Source organism: Stenotrophomonas sp. TWI1149 (genome assembly GCF_039673155.1).
Classification (GTDB): Bacteria; Pseudomonadota; Gammaproteobacteria; order Xanthomonadales; family Xanthomonadaceae; genus Stenotrophomonas; species Stenotrophomonas maltophilia_AA.
Genome location: NZ_JBDJLB010000002.1, coordinates 57,274 through 75,296, shown reverse-complemented (window position 1 = coordinate 75,296; position 18,023 = coordinate 57,274). Strand labels below are relative to the sequence as shown.

Annotated in this window: 14 protein-coding genes and 2 tRNA genes; 10 read left to right on the top strand and 6 right to left on the bottom strand. The window is 68.3% G+C overall.

The features are described from left to right. Positions 1 to 87 precede the first annotated feature (87 nt). From ABE424_RS02400 to rnt, 5 genes are all read left to right on the top strand, one after another. Complete coding sequence (locus ABE424_RS02400) at positions 88 to 462, top strand: hypothetical protein (protein WP_346492294.1); 375 nt, start codon at positions 88 to 90, stop codon at positions 460 to 462. Next, positions 449 to 1,321 carry a DUF692 domain-containing protein gene (locus ABE424_RS02395; protein WP_346492293.1) on the top strand — a complete coding sequence of 291 codons (873 nt, stop codon included), beginning with the start codon at positions 449 to 451 and terminating at the stop codon, positions 1,319 to 1,321. The genes ABE424_RS02400 and ABE424_RS02395 overlap by 14 nt, the downstream gene beginning before the upstream one ends. Continuing rightward, on the top strand, positions 1,314 to 2,069 hold the full coding sequence (locus tag ABE424_RS02390) for a putative DNA-binding domain-containing protein (protein ID WP_346492292.1): 756 nt from the start codon (positions 1,314 to 1,316) through the stop codon (positions 2,067 to 2,069). The genes ABE424_RS02395 and ABE424_RS02390 overlap by 8 nt, the downstream gene beginning before the upstream one ends. A 24-nt stretch (positions 2,070 to 2,093) precedes the next feature. Further along, positions 2,094 to 2,600 carry a DoxX family protein gene (locus ABE424_RS02385; RefSeq protein ID WP_346492291.1) on the top strand — a complete coding sequence of 169 codons (507 nt, stop codon included), beginning with the start codon at positions 2,094 to 2,096 and terminating at the stop codon, positions 2,598 to 2,600. Between the two features lie 112 nt (positions 2,601 to 2,712). Continuing rightward, entirely contained in the window at positions 2,713 to 3,297 is a 585-nt protein-coding gene (gene rnt, locus ABE424_RS02380) for a ribonuclease T (protein ID WP_176990127.1), read from the top strand. Between the two features lie 16 nt (positions 3,298 to 3,313). On the opposite strand, the gene ABE424_RS02375 is transcribed toward rnt, so the two are convergent. The 3 genes from ABE424_RS02375 to ABE424_RS02365 form a co-directional block, all read right to left on the bottom strand. Continuing rightward, entirely contained in the window at positions 3,314 to 6,343 is a 3,030-nt protein-coding gene (locus ABE424_RS02375) for a two-component regulator propeller domain-containing protein (RefSeq protein ID WP_346492290.1), read from the bottom strand. A 152-nt stretch (positions 6,344 to 6,495) separates the two neighbouring features. Further along, entirely contained in the window at positions 6,496 to 7,914 is a 1,419-nt protein-coding gene (locus ABE424_RS02370; protein WP_346492289.1) for an ATP-binding protein, read from the bottom strand. After that, complete coding sequence (locus ABE424_RS02365; protein WP_346490244.1) at positions 7,911 to 8,639, bottom strand: response regulator transcription factor; 729 nt, start codon at positions 8,637 to 8,639, stop codon at positions 7,911 to 7,913. The genes ABE424_RS02370 and ABE424_RS02365 overlap by 4 nt, the downstream gene beginning before the upstream one ends. Positions 8,640 to 8,811: 172 nt before the next feature. On the opposite strand from ABE424_RS02365, the gene ABE424_RS02360 reads away from it, so the two are divergent. From ABE424_RS02360 to ABE424_RS02350, 3 genes are read left to right on the top strand one after another with little or no spacing between them, the layout of a single operon-like run. Beyond that, positions 8,812 to 10,080, top strand: coding sequence for an efflux RND transporter periplasmic adaptor subunit (locus ABE424_RS02360; protein ID WP_346492288.1), 1,269 nt, complete (start codon positions 8,812 to 8,814; stop codon positions 10,078 to 10,080). Further along, positions 10,077 to 12,047, top strand: coding sequence for a MacB family efflux pump subunit (locus ABE424_RS02355; protein ID WP_346492287.1), 1,971 nt, complete (start codon positions 10,077 to 10,079; stop codon positions 12,045 to 12,047). Before ABE424_RS02360 ends, ABE424_RS02355 begins: the two co-directional genes overlap by 4 nt. Beyond that, positions 12,044 to 13,483: a TolC family protein gene (locus ABE424_RS02350; protein WP_346492286.1), complete on the top strand. Its 1,440-nt coding sequence runs from the start codon at positions 12,044 to 12,046 to the stop codon at positions 13,481 to 13,483. The genes ABE424_RS02355 and ABE424_RS02350 overlap by 4 nt, the downstream gene beginning before the upstream one ends. 141 nt (positions 13,484 to 13,624) lie before the next feature. Here the strand turns inward: ABE424_RS02350 and rlmB are convergent, their stop codons facing one another. The 3 genes from rlmB to rnr form a co-directional block, all read right to left on the bottom strand. Continuing rightward, a complete protein-coding gene (gene rlmB, locus ABE424_RS02345) occupies positions 13,625 to 14,371 on the bottom strand; it encodes a 23S rRNA (guanosine(2251)-2'-O)-methyltransferase RlmB (protein WP_176989936.1) in 747 nt (248 codons plus the stop codon). A gap of 111 nt (positions 14,372 to 14,482) precedes the next feature. Continuing rightward, a complete protein-coding gene (locus tag ABE424_RS02340; protein ID WP_346492285.1) occupies positions 14,483 to 14,959 on the bottom strand; it encodes a GFA family protein in 477 nt (158 codons plus the stop codon). A 119-nt stretch (positions 14,960 to 15,078) separates the two neighbouring features. Further along, positions 15,079 to 17,547 (bottom strand): ribonuclease R, encoded by a 2,469-nt coding sequence (gene rnr, locus ABE424_RS02335; protein WP_176989938.1) that lies wholly within the window; start codon positions 17,545 to 17,547, stop codon positions 15,079 to 15,081. Positions 17,548 to 17,674: 127 nt separating this feature from the next. On the opposite strand from rnr, the gene ABE424_RS02330 reads away from it, so the two are divergent. Beyond that, positions 17,675 to 17,761, top strand: a tRNA-Leu gene (locus ABE424_RS02330). A 172-nt stretch (positions 17,762 to 17,933) separates the two neighbouring features. Beyond that, a tRNA-Leu gene (locus tag ABE424_RS02325) sits at positions 17,934 to 18,020 on the top strand. Positions 18,021 to 18,023: the final 3 nt, after the last annotated feature.

Below are 18,023 nucleotides of genomic sequence, written 5' to 3'. Positions count from 1 at the left end.
GATGAGTCGGGTAGGTCCACCATGGCCGCACCTGCTGCCCCCACGCAGCCATCCCGGGCCCCGGCCCATTCCAAGGAGATCCACCCGATGAGCACACCCACCCGTTCGCTGTCCCTGTTGGCGGCCACTGCGCTGGCCGCAGGCCTGGGGGTCACCGCCTCGGCATCCGCGTTGAGCATGACCGAGCTGGCCCAGGGCTATCTGGTGGCTGGCCAGGCGGCGACGAAGGCCGCCGAGGGCAAATGTGGCGAAGGCAAGTGCGGTGCGCACGGCGGCAAGGCCGGGACGAAGGCGGGCGACAAGGGCGCGACGACCGGTGCCAAGGCCGCCGAAGGCAAGTGTGGGGAAGGCAAGTGCGGCGCCGACAAAGCGAAGGCCACCGGCACCAAGGCCAAGGCTTCGGGCGACACGAAGACGGCGGAAGGCAAGTGCGGCGAAGGCAAGTGCGGTGCCAAGCACTGACGCGCTGGCCACTGGCCTGGACCGGTCGTCGCTGCCTGCGGCGGCGACCGGCCTTGGTCTGCGCCGGGTCCTGCTGCAGGACCTGCGCGATGCGCCCGCCGGCGATGTCGACTTCCTCGAGTGCGCCCCGGAAAACTGGATCGGCGTCGGCGGGCCGGCCGGCGACGCACTGGCCGAGCTGGCCACGCGCTACCCGCTGACCTGCCATGGGCTGTCGCTCTCGCTGGGCAGCACCGCGCCGCTGGATACCGTGCTGCTGGAACAGGTAGGACGCTTCCTGGACCGGCACAACGTGCCGCTCTACAGCGAACACCTGAGCTACTGCAGCGATGAAGGCCACCTCTACGACCTCCTGCCGCTCCCCTTCACCGATGAGGCGGTACGCCACACCGCGGCGCGCATCGCCCGCGTGCAGGACGTTCTCGGCAGGCGCATCGCGGTGGAAAACGTGTCCTATTACCTCGCCCCGGAACCGGCCATGGACGAGCTGTCCTTCACCAACGCCGTGCTGGCCGAGGCCGATTGCGACCTGCTGCTGGACGTCAACAACGTGTACGTCAACGCCTGCAACCATGGTTACGACGCCGACACGTTCATCGCCGGGCTTCCTGCCGCGCGCATCGTCTGCCTGCATGTCGCCGGCCATCTGGACGAAGCGCCCGACCTGAAGATCGACACCCATGGCAGCGCGGTGATCGACCCGGTCTGGGACCTGCTCGCCCGTACCTATGCGCGCATCGGCGCGCGCCCGACCCTGCTGGAACGCGATTTCAATTTCCCCCCGTACGCCGAACTGCGCGGCGAACTGCATACCATCCGCCGCCTGATGGCCGCCCATGCCGGAGCCGGGAATGACTGACGCCCCTTCGCACCTGCACGCGCAGCAGAGCGCGTTCACCGCGCACCTGCGCGACCCGGACCATGTCGCCGCACCCGCCGGACTGGACGCACGCCGGCTGGGGATCTACCAGCGGCTGGTGTTCAACAGCGTGCTGGGACTGCTTGGGACCGGCTTCCCGGTCTGCGTGCGACTGCTTGGCGAGGCGGCGTGGTCCACGTTGATCCGGCAGTTCTTCGCCCGACACCCCGCGCAGACCCCGTTGTTCACCGCACTGGCCGCCGAGTTCGTGCAGTGGTTGCAGCAACAGCCCGCGCTGCCGCACCTGGCACTGGCCGAACTGGCCCACTACGAGTGGGTGGAAACGGCCCTGTACCAGCTCGACGCGCAGCCCCTGCCGCCCTCCCCCGGCCTGGACCCGATGTCCGCGGCGCTGCAGCGTTCGCCGCTGGCCTGGCCGCTGCTCTATCGCTGGCCGGTGCACCGGCTGGGCGCCGAGGATGCACCGGAGCATCCAGATACCGGTCCTACCGGGCTGCTGGTCCGGCGCGATCCCGATGGCCAGGTCCGCTTCGCCACGATCAGCCCCATGGCCGCGCAACTGCTGGAGCGGATCGGCCAGCATCCCGGCCACAGCGGCGCCACCTACCTTCAGCATCTCGCCGAGGCACACGGTCTGGCGGTCGATGTGCTGCGCGTGCCCGGCGCCGCCCTGCTGCGCCAATTCCATGGCAACGGGGTAATAGGCCCCGCCGCGCCCGTTTCCTGATCCCTCCCCAACGGAATCTCCCCGATGAAGTCACCTCACCTGGCCGCGCTGCGCGACCGGCTGGACCGTGTTGCCCCGTGGTTCGCCCCGCTCGGCCTGCGCCTGCTGATGGGCTGGGAGTATTTCGAATCGGGTCGCGAAAAACTGCGCGGCCAGAACTGGTTCGAGGACCTGCAGCAGGCCTTCCCGTTTCCGTTCGACCAGTTGCCGGCGGCCCTCAACTGGCACCTCGCCACCTGGTTCGAGCTGGTTGGCGCGGCCTGCCTGCTGCTCGGGCTGGGCACCCGCCTGGCGGCCAGCAGCCTGCTGGTGCTGACCGTGGTCGCCACCGCCGCCGTGCACTGGCCGATGCACTGGGAGGGCCTGGGCGAGCTGGCGATGGGCTATGCCATCACCGACCAGGGCTTCGGCAACTTCAAACTGCCGCTGCTGTTCATGGCCATGCTGCTGCCCCTCGCCCTGCAGGGCGCCGGCCCGCTGAGCCTGGACCACCTGCTGCGCCGCCGCGCACGCACGCCTGTCTTCGCCTGAGCACGGGGAGGCGTACAGGGCGCTCTGCTAAACTGGCGCAATGACTGACGACCTCCCCCGCTCCGACGCGCCGGCTGCTGCCGACGCACTGCCCGCTGCTGCGCAGCGCTTGATGGCAACCCGCTTCCGCGGCTTCCTGCCGGTGGCGGTGGATGTGGAGACCGGCGGATTCGACTCTGATCGCCACGCGCTGCTGGAGATCGCCGCCGTTCCGATCGAGATGGACGAAAACGGCCTGCTCTATCCCGGGCAGACCGCCAGCGCCCACGTGGTGCCGGCCGAGGGGCTGGAGATCGATCCCAAGTCGCTGGAGATCACTGGCATCATCCTGGACCACCCGTTCCGCCTGGCCAAGGTCGAGCGCGATGCGCTGGACCACATCTTCACCCCGATCCGCGCCGCGATGAAAAAGTACGGTTGCCAGCGCGCGATCCTGGTCGGGCACAACGCGCACTTCGACCTGGGCTTCGTCAACGCGGCGGTCAACCGCACCGGCCACAAGCGCAACCCGTTCCACCCCTTCAGCGTGTTCGACACGGTCACCCTGGGCGGCATCGCCTATGGCCAGACCGTGCTGGCGCGCGCGGCCACGGCGGCCGGCCTGGGCTGGGATGCCGATGAAGCGCACAGCGCGGTGTACGACACCGAACAGACCGCGAAGCTGTTCTGCAAAGTCGCCAACAGCTGGCCGCGCTAGGCGAGGCCGCTCGGGCTCAGCCGATGCTGGTCCTGTCCCTGCCTTCGCTTTTCGCGCGGTACAGCGCGCGGTCGGCGCGCTGGTAGAGCAGCATCGGGGTGCGATCAGCGGCATCGAGTTCGACCAGGCCGGCGCTGAAGGTGACCTTCAGGCCCGGAATTCCCGCCCAGTCCGGATGATCGTGGAACAGCCCGCGCAGGCGCGCGCAGACCTGCGCCGCTTCGTCCAGGCGGGTGTCGTTGAGCAGCAGCGCGAACTCCTCGCCACCGGTCCGTGCCGGCATGTCCGAGTCGCGGCAGGCCGAGGCCAGCAGGCGCGCCACTTCGACCAGCACCACGTCGCCCACCGAGTGACTGTGCCGGTCGTTCACTTCCTTGAAGTGATCGATGTCCAGCACCACCAGGCACAGCGGGTGGCGGCTGCGCTGCGAACGGGCGAAGTCACGCGCCAGCGCTTCGTCGAAGGCACGCCGGTTCGGCAACCCGGTCAGCGCGTCTTCGCGCGCCTGCCGCTCGAACGCCTCGGCCTGCACCGCCAGGCGATCGGCCAGTTCGGTCTTCTCCTGGTTCAGTGCCTGCAGGTTGACCGTCTGCGTCTGCAGATCCAGCGTGGCTTCCTTCACCATCCGCGCCAACCGCACGTTGCTGGTCTTGTAGCGGTTGATCAGGTACCGGTACAGCGCGACCAGGCCGGCCAGCAGCAGCAGCGCGGCGATCAGCTGCACGCTGCGGCGCTGCCACAGGAACGGCTCCACCGTGAACTCCCAGACCGCCTCGCTGTCGCTCCAGACACCGCCGGGGTGCGCAGCCGAGACGTGCAGCGTGTAGTCGCCCGGCGGCAGGCCGATGAACTCCACGCTGCGCTGCTGGCCGCGTTCGATCCAGCCCTTGTCCAGGCCCTCCAGGCGGGTGCGGTAACGGATGCGCTCGGAGAGCAGATAGCTCAGCCCGACGTAGCTCACGCTCAGCCGGCGCCCGCCGGGAATCGAATTGTGATTGCTGCCCTGCCAATGCAGGGGCGCCCCATCGACCTGCACGTTCTCGATCACCGCCGGCGGCGCCAGGCGCTCGCGGAAGCGCTGCAGGCGCAGCGGATCGACCGTGCTCAGGCCACCGGCGGTGACCACCCAGAAGGTGCCGTCCTGGCGCAGGATCGCCGACGGACCGGAGCTGCCGTTGGCCTGCGAGTTGGCCATGCCGTCGATCTCGTTGTAATGCTCCACCTCCACCCGCGCGGCGCGGCCATCGGCGACGGCGTTGAGCATCGTCATGTCGGTGCGCAGCACGCCGCGGTTGCTGCTGATCCAGACGTTGCCGACCCGGTCGGGCACCAGCTGGAACACCGTATCCACCGGCATGCCCTGCTCCAGGCCGACCCGTGCGAGCTGGCCTTCCTGGTAGCGGTACAGGCCACGATCGGTGCTGATCCACATCGCATCGCCGATCTGCTGGAACCCGAACACACTGCGCCCGCCCCCCAGCGGCTGCAGATCGATGGACTGCACCCGGCCCCCCCGCAGCACCCGGATGCCTTCGATGGTGCCGATCCACAATGCGCCGTCGTCGTCATGCGCCAGCGCGGTGATCAGCCCGCCCGGCATGCCCGGGATCGCCGGCTGCTCGGCCCTGCCGGCATCGATGCGGACCACGCCTTTCTGCGTGCCGGCCCAGACCACGCCGTCGCGGTCGATGCTGATCGCACGGATGTTGCCGCCCGGCAGCCCTTCGGCCGTGCCGTAGCCACGCAGGCGCTGACCCTGTTCGTTGATCCGGAAGATGCCGTCACCGAAGGTGCCGACCCACAGCGTCCCTTCACGGTCCTGGGCCAGGCTCAGCACCGAGGGACTCTTGCCGACGTTGTTGCGCAACGGCACCGGGCTGAAGCGGCCCTGCGCGTCGCGCCGGTCCAGCCCGCTGGCGCTGCCGATCCAGAGCTGGCGCTGGCGATCCTCGAACACCGTCCGCACGTAGTCGCCGCTGAGGCCGTCGCGCTCGGTGAAGCTGCTGAACAGTGTTTCGCGCAGCCGGTACAGGCCGCCGTTGGCGCCGACCCAGATGCTGCCCTCGGCATCTTCGCGCAGGCTGACCACGCGTCCGCCCGGCAGTGACAGGCCCGTCGGCAGCCGCTCCAGGCCGTGCCGCGACAACCGCAGCAGACCTTGATTCTCGGTGCCCAGCCACAGGTCGCCATGGCGGTCCTGCAGCATCGCAGTGATGTGGGTCACGCCGGGCAGGCGGTGCTGCAGCAGGGGCGCCCCGTCCTGCATGCGGTAGATGCGCTCGCCGGCCACCACCCACATCACCCCGTCTGGCCCCCGGTACGGCCAGACCAGGCCACGTCCCAGCCCCCAGCTGTCCGGCGCGCGGCGCAGCACGCCGTCGGTATCGCGCACCACCAGCCCGTCCAGCGTGCCGACCCAGACCCGGTCCTGCGCATCCACCACCAGCTTGGTGAAACTCATCGCCATCGGCACGTCGGCCGGCGGTGGCTGGTAATCGATGACGCCATCCGGCCCCAGGCTGGCGATGCCCTTGCCTTCATACAGCAGCCAAAGGCGTCCATGGCTGTCCATCTGCATGGCCTGGATCAGCACCTGCGGGGTGTCGGCACGGTGCTCCCAGACCTGCCAGCGGCCGTCCGTCCCGCGCCGGGTCACGTTGCCGCGCGAGTCACTGATCCACAGCCCGCCGCTGCGGTCCACCAGCAGCGCGCCCACGCCGTTGTCGCGCAGACCGGGCGTGGTGCTGCGGTCGAACACCGTGAAATCCAGGCCGTTGTAACGGACCAGGCCCTCCCAGGTGGCGAACCACAGATGCCCTTCGGGGGTCTGCGCGATGTCGCGCAGGGAGTTGTGCGGCAGCCCGTTGCGCGAAGTCCAGACATCGATGGCGTAATCGCGCAGCGGCGGCGGGCCATCCTGCGCCGACAGCGGCCAGGGCGCCGCGCACAGCAGCAGCAGCCACAGCGCTGCGGCCTGCAGCGTCGGCAGGCCCGGAAACTTCAGTTGTACCGGCCGCCACCGGATCCTGCCCCCCCGATCGCTCATCCGTGTGGATCAGCCCTGGGCAGGCGCCGTGCGCATGGGGGGGACGGCCGTGCACCAGCGCGGAGGCTGGCAGAGTCGTACGCTCTCATGGGGGAGACGCTGGAAAGAGATGCCCATAGTAGGCAAATCCTTGCGTTTTGGGGGAGCCGGCGTCAGCTCCCGCGGGGTCCCGATGGCGCCCGCGCCGGCGACGTCCAGCGCACGATCGCCTCCAGCCCGCCCTGGGGATGGTTGCGCAGGTGCAGGGTCGCGCCATCCTTTTCGGCCAAGGCGCGGGCGATGGTCAGCCCCAACCCGGCACCCCCGGTCTGGCGCGAGCGCGAGGTCTCCAGCCGCACGAACGGGTCGAACACCGCTTCCAGTTCATCCTCGGCCAGGCCCGGGCCGCTGTCGCGGATGCGCACCTCTACGTCCTGCCCGACCTGCTTCACCCGCACGCGCGCGGTCTGGCCGTACATCACCGCGTTGTCGACCAGGTTGGAGAACAGGCGGTGCATGGCCAGCGGACGCAGCATCAGCACCGCCCCGCTCGGCTGTTCGAAATGGACATCGGCCCCGGCCTCGGCGGCATCTTCGACGATGCTCTCCAACAGCGAATCCAGGTCCAGCGCGGCGCGCTGCTCGGCGCTTTCGGCGCTGCGGGCCAACTCCAGGCCTTCGCGGATCAGCGCCTGCATCGCACCGAGATCGCCGATCAGGCGCTCGCGCAGCGCTTCGTCAGTGACGTTTTCCAGGCGCAGGCGCAGGCGGGTCACCGGCGTCTGCAGATCGTGGGTGATCGCCGCCAGCATCTGGGTGCGCTCACCGAGGTGGCGCTGCAGGCGCTTCTGCATGGCGTTGAAGGCTTCGGCCGCCCGGCGCACCTCGAACGGTCCGGTCACCGGCATCGGCGCGCCCTGCAGGTCATCGCCCAGCGCGGCGGCGGCATCGGCCAGGCGCTGCAGCGGTGCACTGGCCATCCGCGCCACGATGTAGGCCAGGATCGCGATCGCCACCACCAGCAGGGTCAGGAACAGCGGGTCCACGGCGAGCACGCCGTTGTGCGCGACGGCCGGGGAATCCAGCGCCAGCCGCAGGGGCGTGCCGTCGGTCAGCTGCAGCGTCACCACGCGGCACTTGGGCGGAATGAACGCCGGGTCGCGCTCCCGCGGTGGATGCCGCATCCTGTCCTTGTCGCGCGGGGGCGGCGGCAGCAGTTCCGGCAGCCGCGGCAGGCAGGAGCGGAACGAGGTGAAGGCAACCTGGCTGCTCGCCACCGGCCCGGGCCGGTCATCCAGGATTTCCATCAACGCCGCATCGGGCCGGCCGATGCGCGCGCCTTCCGGCAGTTGCCGCACACTCGGCCCGCCACTGGTGAGCAGGCGCTGGCGCAGCTCCGGGTTGCCGTCGAGCAGGTTCACGAACCCCTGCAGGCGATCCGCGATCCGGTTGAGGTTCTGCCGTTCGAATTCCTGCTGGCGCTTGGTGCTGGCCAGCATGGTCGCGCCGATCGCCGCCACGCTCATGCCCAGCAGCAGGATGACGAACAGGCGCCCCACCATCGAGGAAAAGAAGTGGCGCAGGCGTTTCATTCCAGGCTGACTGCCGCCGCGAGCACGTAGCCTTCGTTGCGCACGGTCTTGATCAGCCCGTCGCTGCCGCCGTCATCGGCGAGCTTGTTGCGCAGGCGGCTGACCTGCAGGTCGATCGCCCGGTCCTGCGACTCGTAGTTGCGGCCGCTGCTCAGCGAGACCAGCTGCTCGCGCGAGAGCACCTTGTTGGCATGCCCGACGAACACCCGCAGCAGGCGGAACTCGGCGCCGGACAAGACCACCACGCGCCCATCCGGATCGACCAGATGGCGGTGCTCCAGGTCGAACACCCAGCTGGCGAAGCGCGCGCGGCGGATCGCCAGCGGCTCCAGGTTGGCCGGCAATGCTTCGGTACGACGCAGCACGTTGCGGATGCGCGCGAGCAGCTCGCGCGGCTCGAACGGCTTGGCCAGGTAATCGTCGGCGCCCATCTCCAGGCCCAGCACGCGGTCGATCGGCTCGCTGCGTGCGGTCAACATGATCACCGGCGTGCTTGAACGCGCGCGCAGGTCGCGGCACAGGGTCAGGCCGTCTTCGCGGGGCAGGTTGAGGTCGAGCACGATCAGGTCCACATGCTCGCGCTCCAGCAGCTGGCGCATGCCGTGGCCATCGCTGGCGGTGCTCACCAGGTAACCGGCGCGGCCCAGCTGCTCGGCGAGCAGCTGGCGGATATCGTTGTCGTCATCGACGATCAGCAGTCTGTGCATGCTGTTGGCAGTCTCCATGCGGCGATCATCCCCTGTCGGGAGCTGAACCGCATCTCCTGGTTTGCGTACGTCTGTTTCAAAGGGCGATGCGGATACACAACGAAACGTGTCGTGCGCCGCAGGGATACATCTTGGTACACGGCGAGCATTGAGCCGGCGGTGAACGGTCTTCACAATGCTGACAACGCCGATGCACCGGCCTGCCGAGTTGACGATCATCGTGAAGCCCCGTTTGCCCAGAACCCGCCGTGCCCGCCTCCTGCTGTTGCTGGTGGTCCTCGTCCTGATCGCCGCGATTGTGGCATGGATGCTGCGCAAGCCGGCCGCGCCGACACTGGCCACCTCGCCGGTCAGCCGCGGGGATATCGAGCAGACGGTGGAAGCCACCGGCGTGATCGATGCCTACAAGCTGGTGAGCGTCGGTGCGCAGGCCTCGGGGCAGATCAAATCGCTGAAGGTCCAACTTGGCGATACCGTCAAGGAAGGCGACCTGATCGCCGAGATCGACGCCACCACGCAGCAGAACCAGGTGCTCAACGCCCAGGCGTCGCTGGACCAGGTCAAGGCGCAGCGCGCGGTGCAGCAGGCCAGCCTGCGCGAAGCCGAGCTCGAATTCGCCCGCCAGCAGCAGATGCTGGCCGCCGAGGCCACCTCGCGCGCCGAGTTCGATGCGGCCGACGCGAAGCTCAAGACCGCACGCGCCCAGATCCAGTCGTTCGACGCGCAGATCACCGGCCGTGAAACCGAACTGGGCACCGCCCGCGCCAACCTGGCCTATACCCGCATCACCGCACCCATGGACGGCACCGTGGTCGCGGTGGTCGCCGAGGAAGGCCGTACCGTGAACGCCAACCAGACCGCGCCGACCATCGTGATGCTGGCCCGGCTGGACCTGGTGACGGTGAATGCCGAAGTGTCCGAAGCCGACGTGGTCAAGATCAAGGCGGGCATGCCGGTGTATTTCACCACGCTGGGTGAGCCGGACCGCAAGTTCCACGCCACGCTGCGCCAGATCAACCCGGCACCGTCCTCGATCGCCAACGACAGCTCCAGCAGCTCCAGTTCGTCCAGCTCCAGCTCCAGCACCGCGGTCTACTACAACGCCTTGTTCGATGTAGAAAATCCCGATGGCACGCTGCGCATCGACATGACCGCCCAGGTCTCGGTGATGCTCAAGCAGGCCAAGGGCGTGCTGATCATTCCCGCCGTCGCGCTCGGTCCGAAGACCCGTGACGGGCAGTACAGGGTGCGCGTGGCGGATGCCGATGGCATGCCCGCCCCGCGCAAGGTCAAGATCGGCATCAACAACGGCGCCAATGCCGAAGTGCTGTCCGGCCTGGCAGAAGGCGACAAGGTCATCGTCGGCGAAGGCGGCGGTGCGCAGGGTGCCGGCGGCGGCAACCGCGGCGGTGGCGGCGTGCGGATCAGCGGCCCCGGCATGGGCGGGCCGCGTCGATGAGCAGCACCGCCACGGGCACGCCGCTGCTGCGGCTGCGCGACCTGCGTCGCGAGTTCCCCGCGGGCGATGAAACCATCGCGGTGCTGCGCGACGTCAACCTGGACATCGCAGCAGGCGAGATGGTGGCCATCGTCGGCCAGTCCGGCTCCGGCAAGTCCACGCTGATGAACATCCTCGGCTGCCTGGACCGGCCCACGCGCGGCAGCTACCAGGTCGCCGGCCGCGAAACCGGCCGCATGCTGCCGGACGAACTGGCCGAGCTGCGCCGCGAACATTTCGGCTTCATTTTCCAGCGCTACCACCTGCTCGGTGACCTGGACGCACGCGGCAACGTGGCCGTGCCCGCCGTCTATGCAGGCAGCCCCGGCCCGGTGCGCACCGCGCGCGCCGAACAACTGCTGCAGCGGCTGGGCCTGGGCGACCGCATGAACCACACCCCCGGCCAGCTCTCCGGCGGGCAGCAGCAGCGTGTGTCGATCGCGCGCGCACTGATGAACGGCGGCGAAGTGATCCTGGCCGACGAACCGACCGGCGCACTGGACACGAAATCCGGCGAAGAAGTGATGGGCATCCTCGGCGAGCTGCATGCCGAAGGCCACACCATCATCATCGTGACCCACGACATGAGCGTGGCCGAACACGCCCAGCGCATCATCGAGATCCGCGACGGCGAGATCATCGCCGACCGCCTCAATCCGAATGCACCGCGCTACCGCGCGCAGCGCCAGCCGACCGTAGCGGCCGGCAAGGGCCACAGCTGGCGGGCCGCGCGCGACCGCTTCACCGAAGCGTTCCGCATGGCCCTGCTGGCGATGAACGCCCACCGCCTGCGCACCTTCCTGACCATGCTCGGCATCATCATCGGCATCGCCTCGGTGGTCTCGGTGGTGGCGATGGGCAATGGCTCCCAGCAGCAGATCCTGCAGAACATCAGCGCGCTGGGCACCAACACCATCGACGTCTATCCCGGCCGCGGCTTCGGCGACATGCGTTCGGCCCGGGTGCAGACGCTCAAGGCCAGCGATGCCGATGCACTGGGCCGCCAGAGCTACATCGACAGTGCCACGCCCAGCGTGTCCTCCTCGGTGACCGCGCGCTACCGCAATCAATCGGCCACCGCGCAGGTCAACGGTGTAGGCGAGCAGTTCTTCCGGGTCAAGGGCGTGACCCTGATCGCCGGCAGCTTCTTCGATACCGATGCGGTGCGCAGCCTGGCCCAGGTGGCCATCATCGATGAGAACACCCGCACCCAGTTCTTCCCGAATGGCGAAGACCCGGTCGGCCAGGTGATCCTGCTCGGCAACGTGCCGGTGCGCGTGGTCGGTGTCGCGCAGCGGCAGAGCTTCGGCTTCGGCGGCAGCACCAGCCTGAGCGTGTGGGTGCCCTACACCACGGTGATGTCGCGCATGCTCGGCCAGAGCCATGTTTCCAGCATCACCGTGCGCGTGGATGACACCACGCCGATGGATGCGGCACAGGCCGCCATTTCCAAGCTGCTGATCATGCGTCACGGCACCGAGGACTTCTTCCTCAGCAACAGCGCCGAGATCCGCCAGACCATCGAGCAGACCACCCGCACGATGACGCTGCTGATCAGCGCCATCGCCGCGATCGCGCTGCTGGTCGGTGGCATCGGCGTGATGAACATCATGCTGGTCTCGGTGACCGAGCGCACCCGCGAAATCGGGGTGCGCATGGCCGTCGGCGCGCGGCAGAGCGATATCCGCCAGCAGTTCCTGATCGAGGCGGTGCTGGTGTGCCTGCTCGGCGGCCTGCTCGGCGTCGGCCTGTCGCTGGTGGTCGGCTGGCTGTTCGGCAAGTTCGCGCCGGACTTCCAGATGCTGTTCTCCACCGCATCCATCGTGGCCGCCTTTGCCTGCTCCAGCCTGATCGGCGTGGCGTTTGGTTTCCTGCCGGCCCGCAATGCCGCCCAACTTGATCCCGTGGAGGCGCTGGCGCGCGAATGAAGATTTCTCCTGCTCTGCTGCACCCTGCGTCACTGCGCCCGCTGGCGCTGGCCTGCGTGACCGCGCTGGCCCTGTCTGGCTGTGTCAGCACCGGCCGCTACCAGGTCGAGGCGCCGGCGGTGCCGGCCACCTATGGCCGTGGCGATGCCACCTTGAACGCCCCCACCGAGGCCGTCAGTGAACAACCGCGTGCGGCATCGGCGGATGTCCGCGCCGATGCCTGGTGGACCCAGTTCGACGACCCCGGCCTGGACCGCGTGATCGATCGTGCGCTGGCCGCCAACACCGATCTGGTCTCGGCCGGATTGGCCGTGCAGCGTGCGCGGCTGCAGGCCGGGTTGGCCGACAACGCCCTGTGGCCGCAGCCCTCGGGCAGCGTCGGCAGCAGCGGCAACCGCCCGATCGATCAGAGCGCGGACTGGAACCGCGGCAGCTCGGCCGGCGTGTCCCTGCAATGGGAGATCGACCTGTGGGGGCGCCTGCGCGCCCAGCGCGACATCGCCCAGTGGGACGCCCAGGCCAGCCAGGAGGACCTGCAGAACACCGCGCTGCTGGTGATCAGCGACGTGGCCACGCAGTACTGGACGCTGGCGTTCCTCAACCAGTCGATCGCCGCCGGCCAGGCCAACCTGGCGCGGCTGCAGCGCACCCGCGAGCTGGTCCAGGCGCGCTTCGATGCCGGTGCGGTATCGCGGCTGGAAGTACGCCAGGCCGCGCAGAGCCTGGAAGCACAACGTGCCGCGCAGAGTGCACTGGAGCAGCAGCGCGTCGCCGCGCGCAATGCGCTGACCGTGCTGCTGGATGGGCAACCGCTGGCGATGGCCGACGAGCCGCAGCAGTTGCAGCGCGTCGGCAGCCCGGTGATCGCCGAAGGCCTGCCGGCCGATCTGCTCGGCCGACGCCCGGACCTGCGCGCCGCCGAGCTGCGCCTGCGCAACAGCCTGAAGACCATCAAGGTCACCGCGACCCAGTACTACCCGGCGCTGAGCCTGACCGGCAGCGTCGGTACCGGTGCCACCTCGCTCTCGGACGTGCTGAAGAATCCGGTCGCCACCTTGGGTGCGGGGCTGTCGCTGCCGTTCCTCAACGTGCGCCAGGCCCAGTTGAACACCCGCCTGGCCGGCACCGACTACCAGATCGCGGCCAACGGGTTCCGCCGCACGCTGTACACCGCGTTGTCGGAAGTGGACAACGCCTTGTCGGCGCGCACCCAGTTCGCCACGCAGGTGGCGGCCTCGCAGGCGTCCTATGACGAAGCGGTGGAGATCGAACGGATGTACGAGGTGCGCTACCGGGTCGGTGCGACCGATCTGCGGACCTGGCTGGAAGCGCAGCAGACCCGGCGCGATGCCGAGCTGTCGCTGGCATCCGTGCGTCAACGGCAGCTGATCAACGATGTGACGTTGTTCAAGGCGCTGGGGGGAAGCGCGGGCTGATCGCCCGCGCCAGGTGCATCACCGGTAGAGCCACGCCATGCGTGGCTGTTTTTCAATCCGGCGCCGCACATTGGCTGCCTTTCGATCCGGCACCGCTCAGCCACGCATGGCGTGGCTCTACCCTACGGGCCTGTGCGCGGCTTACAGCCCGCGCTGACGCACTGCTTCGAACAGGCTCACGCCGGTGGCGACGGAGACGTTCAGGCTCTCGATATCGCCCGGCATCGGAATCTTGACCAGGCCATCGCAGTTCTCGCGGGTCAGGCGGCGCAGGCCGTCGGCTTCGCCGCCCAGCACCAGCGCCACGTTGCCCTTCAGGTCGATCGCGTACAGCGATTCGGTGGCTTCGCCGGCCAGGCCGTAGATCCACACGCCCTGCTTCTGCAGATCCTTCAGGCAGCGCGAGAGGTTGGTCACCTGCACCACCGGGATGCGGTCGGCCGCGCCGGCCGAGGTCTTGCGCACGGTCGCGTTGACCGAAGCCGACTTGTCCTTGGGAATGATCACCGCCGTGGCACCGGCCGCCGCCGCGCTGCGCAGGCAGGCGCCGAGATTGTGCGGGTCCTGGACTTCATCCAGGATCAGCAGCAGGGCTTTGCCCTCGGCCGCTTCGACCAGCCCTTCCAGCTCGTTCTCGCCCCAGGTCCGTGCGGCCTGGTAGCGCGCGGCCACGCCCTGGTGACGCACCGAACCGCCCACACCGTCCAGCGCCTGGGTGTTCACCTTGCGCACGTCGATGCCCTTGCGGCGTGCGTTTTCCTCGATCTCGGTCAGACGCGGATTCTTCGCACCGGCCTCGATGAGGACCTCGCGGACGTTCTCGGCATCATTCTCGATCGAAGAGGCGACGGCGTTGACGCCGACGATCCACTGGCTTTGCTTGCTCATTGCGGGGGGCGGGACCGGTAAAGGGGTTGGTAATGGTAGAGCATCGAGGCCCACCCTGCCCTGCCGGGCGTTCACGGGGGGCATTCACGGGGGCGCGTTCACCGCCGGCCTTCAGCCCGGCGGCCAGTCCGTGGTGTCGTGGTCCGGGTGCTGGCGGGAGACGATATGCAGCAGGAAGTCCCCGGCCGCAGTGTCCTCCTCGCTGCGCAGCGCGCTGAGCGCGCCCAGCGTATCCACGAACGGCAGCTTGGCCTCGATGCCGTACTGGATCGTCGGCGGCAGACGGGCCGGCTCGTCGAACGCACCGGCCGCCACCGCCACGCCGTCCGGCGCTTCATAGGTCAATGGGGTGCCGCAGTCGGCGCAGAAGCCGCGCTGGACCAGGTTGGACGACGCGAAACGCCGGGGTTCGCCGCGGGTCCAGCGGAAATCGCTGCCGCGCACCGATACCAGGGGGGCGTAATACGCGCCGAAGGCCTTCTGGCACATCCGGCAATGGCAGATCGAACTGTGGGTCAGCTCACCGACCACATGGAAGCGGATCGCGCCGCACTGGCAGCCGCCGCTGTATTCGGGGAAGGACTGCATGGGATCGCTCCGAAGGGGTCCGCGGGAAACAACATGCCTGCCCGCGGGGGGCGGGGGGACGGTGTGCCGACCAACGGTCGGCACCTACCGCGTACCGGCCGTGGGCCGGTACGCGACGATCAGTACTTCTGCTTCTGACGCTTGGCCGGCTGGCCGCGCGGCGGCAGTTCGGGCAGCGCATCGTCCTTCTCTTCGACCAGGCGGAAGTCGATCTTGCGCTCTTCCATGCTGGCCTTGAGCACCAGGATCCGCACCCGGTCACCGAGACGGTAGATCTTGCCGCGACGCTCGCCGTTGAGCGTCTTGCGTACCGCGTCGAACTGGTAATAGTCGTGCGGCAGCTGGGTCACGTGGACCAGGCCGTTGACCTTGGACTCATCCAGCTCCACGAACAGGCCGAAGCTGGTCACGCCACTGATCACGCCGTCGAACTGGCCACCCACGTGCTTTTCCATCCACGCGGCGCGGTAACGCTCGTCGACTTCGCGCTCGGCTTCGTCGGCACGACGCGCACGCTCGGAGCACTGCAGGGCCAAGGCGGCCATCTCACGCGGCGAGTAGGTGAACTTCTCCGGCGCGGCCCCGCTGAGCGCGTGCTTGATCGCACGGTGCACCAGCAGATCGGGGTAGCGACGGATCGGCGAGGTGAAGTGGGCGTACGCGTCCAACGCCAGGCCGAAGTGGCCCAGGTTGTCGGGCGAATACACGGCCAGGCTCTGGCTGCGCAGCAGCACCGATTCCAGCAGTGCCGCGTCGGGGCGATCGCGCACCTTCTTGAGCAGCTTGGTGAAATCGGCCGGCTGCACCTTCGACCACGGCGGCAGGCTCAGCTTGAATTCCTTCAGGAACTCGAGCAGATCGGCGTACTTGGATTCCGGCGGACGCTCATGGTCGCGGAACGGCGCCGGCACCTGCTTGGCCAGCAGGTAGCGTGCGGCCTGCACGTTGGCCGCGATCATGCATTCTTCGATCAGCTTGTGCGCATCGTTGCGCACCATCATCCCGGCCTGGGTGACTTCGCCGGTGTTGTCCAGCACGAAGCGCACTTCGGAGGTTTCGAATTCGATCGCACCGCGACGGGTACGGGCCTTGGCCAGCACGTGATACAGCTGGTACAGGCGGTCGACCTGCGGCATCAGCGGGCCGATCGCCTTGCGCGCGGCCGGGTCGTTCTCGCCCACCGCTTCCCAGACCTGGTTGTAGGTCAGGCGCGCGTGCGAGTTCATCACCGCTTCGTAGAAACGCGAATGGATGACTTCGCCTTCGCGGTTCACCTGCATGTCGCAGACGAAGCACATGCGGTCGACCTTGGGCATCAGCGAGCAGATGCCGTTGGACAGCGTTTCCGGCAGCATCGGCACCACGAACCCGGGGAAGTAGACCGAGGTCGCGCGCTTCTGCGCTTCATCATCCAGCGGCGTACCGGGACGGACGTAATTGGAGACGTCGGCGATCGCCACGACCAGGCGGAAGCCTTCGGCATTCGGTTCGCAGTAGACCGCGTCGTCGAAGTCCTTGGCATCCTCGCCATCGATGGTGACCAGCGGCGTGTTGCGCAGGTCTTCGCGGTGGCCGATCTGTTCCGGGGTGACCACCATCGGCACGGCGGTGGCTTCCGCCAGCACTTCGGCCGGGAACTCGAACGGCAGCTCGTGGCCGTGGATGGCGGTTTCCACCACCAGCGACGCGGTCAGCTTGTCGCCGAGCACGGCGATGATGCGGCCGATCGGCGGGCGACGGGTGTCCGGCGCCTGGGTCAGCTCGCAGACCACCAGCTGGCCGTCGCGGGCATCGCCGGTCTGGTCGGGCGGGATCTGCACATTGCGCTGCACGCGCTTGTCGTCGGGCACCACGTAATTGATGCCGAACTCGACGCTGAAGCGGCCGATCAGGCGGCTCATGCCACGCTCGAGCACGCGCGAAATGCTGGCCTCGCGGCGACCACGACGATCGATGCCGGTCACGTTGACCAGCACGCGGTCGCCATGCAGCACCTTGCGCATCTCGAACGGCGGCAGGAACAGGTCGTCACCGCCTTCGACCGGGCGCAGGAAGCCGAACCCTTCCGGGTTGGCGATCACCACGCCGGTGATCAGGTTGACCGCCTGCAGCGGCGCGAAACCGCCACGGCGGTTCTGCACCAGCTGGCCATCACGGCACATCGCACCCAGGCGCTTGCCCAGGGCATCGGCACGGTCCGGCTCGGTCAGGCCGAGATGGATGGCGATCTCGTCGGCGGTCTGCGGGCCATCGCAGCGGTCGAGCAGCTGCAGGATCGCCTCACGGCTGGCGATCGGCTGCGCATAGCGCTCGGCCTCGCGGGCGGCGAACGGATCCACCTGCACTTCACCATCCAGCGGAGCCGGATGCGGGCGGCGACGCGTCGGAATCGGCCCGGCGTGCGCGGGCTTGGCGCCCCGCTTGTTGCCGCGCGGCGGCTCAGGGGTGTTCAGGGATTCGGGCATCCAGGGGGGCAGCTTGCCGGCTTTCTTGGCGGCAGCGCGGGGGTTGCCCGACGGACCGGCAGCCTTCTTGGGCGCCGGGGACTTGGGGGCTTTCGCGCCCTGGGTCGGTTTCTTTGGTTTCATTGACCTCAATAGTAACCGCTACGGGTGTGCAGAATCGGTCAGCGGCACTCCTGTGCAGGATTGTGAAGAAATTTCACAAAACCGTTGACAAGCGTCCCGGACATGCCCAGAATTCGCCCCCTGAGTCGCCCAGGTGGCGGAATTGGTAGACGCACTAGCTTCAGGTGCTAGCGGGGGCAACTTCGTGGAGGTTCGAGTCCTCTTCTGGGCACCATGACTCAGTAAATGATCAAACCCGCGCAAGCGGGTTTTTTCGTTTCTGCGCCCCGCGCGATGTGCGGGTCATCCAAAGTGCGATGACGCGACGACGGTAGATCGTCGAAAAATTTCCCTCGCGATCCTGTTGACACACTCACGGTTCTCCCGCAGAATTCTCCTCCTGAGTCGCCCAGGTGGCGGAATTGGTAGACGCACTAGCTTCAGGTGCTAGCGGGGGCAACTTCGTGGAGGTTCGAGTCCTCTCCTGGGCACCATGA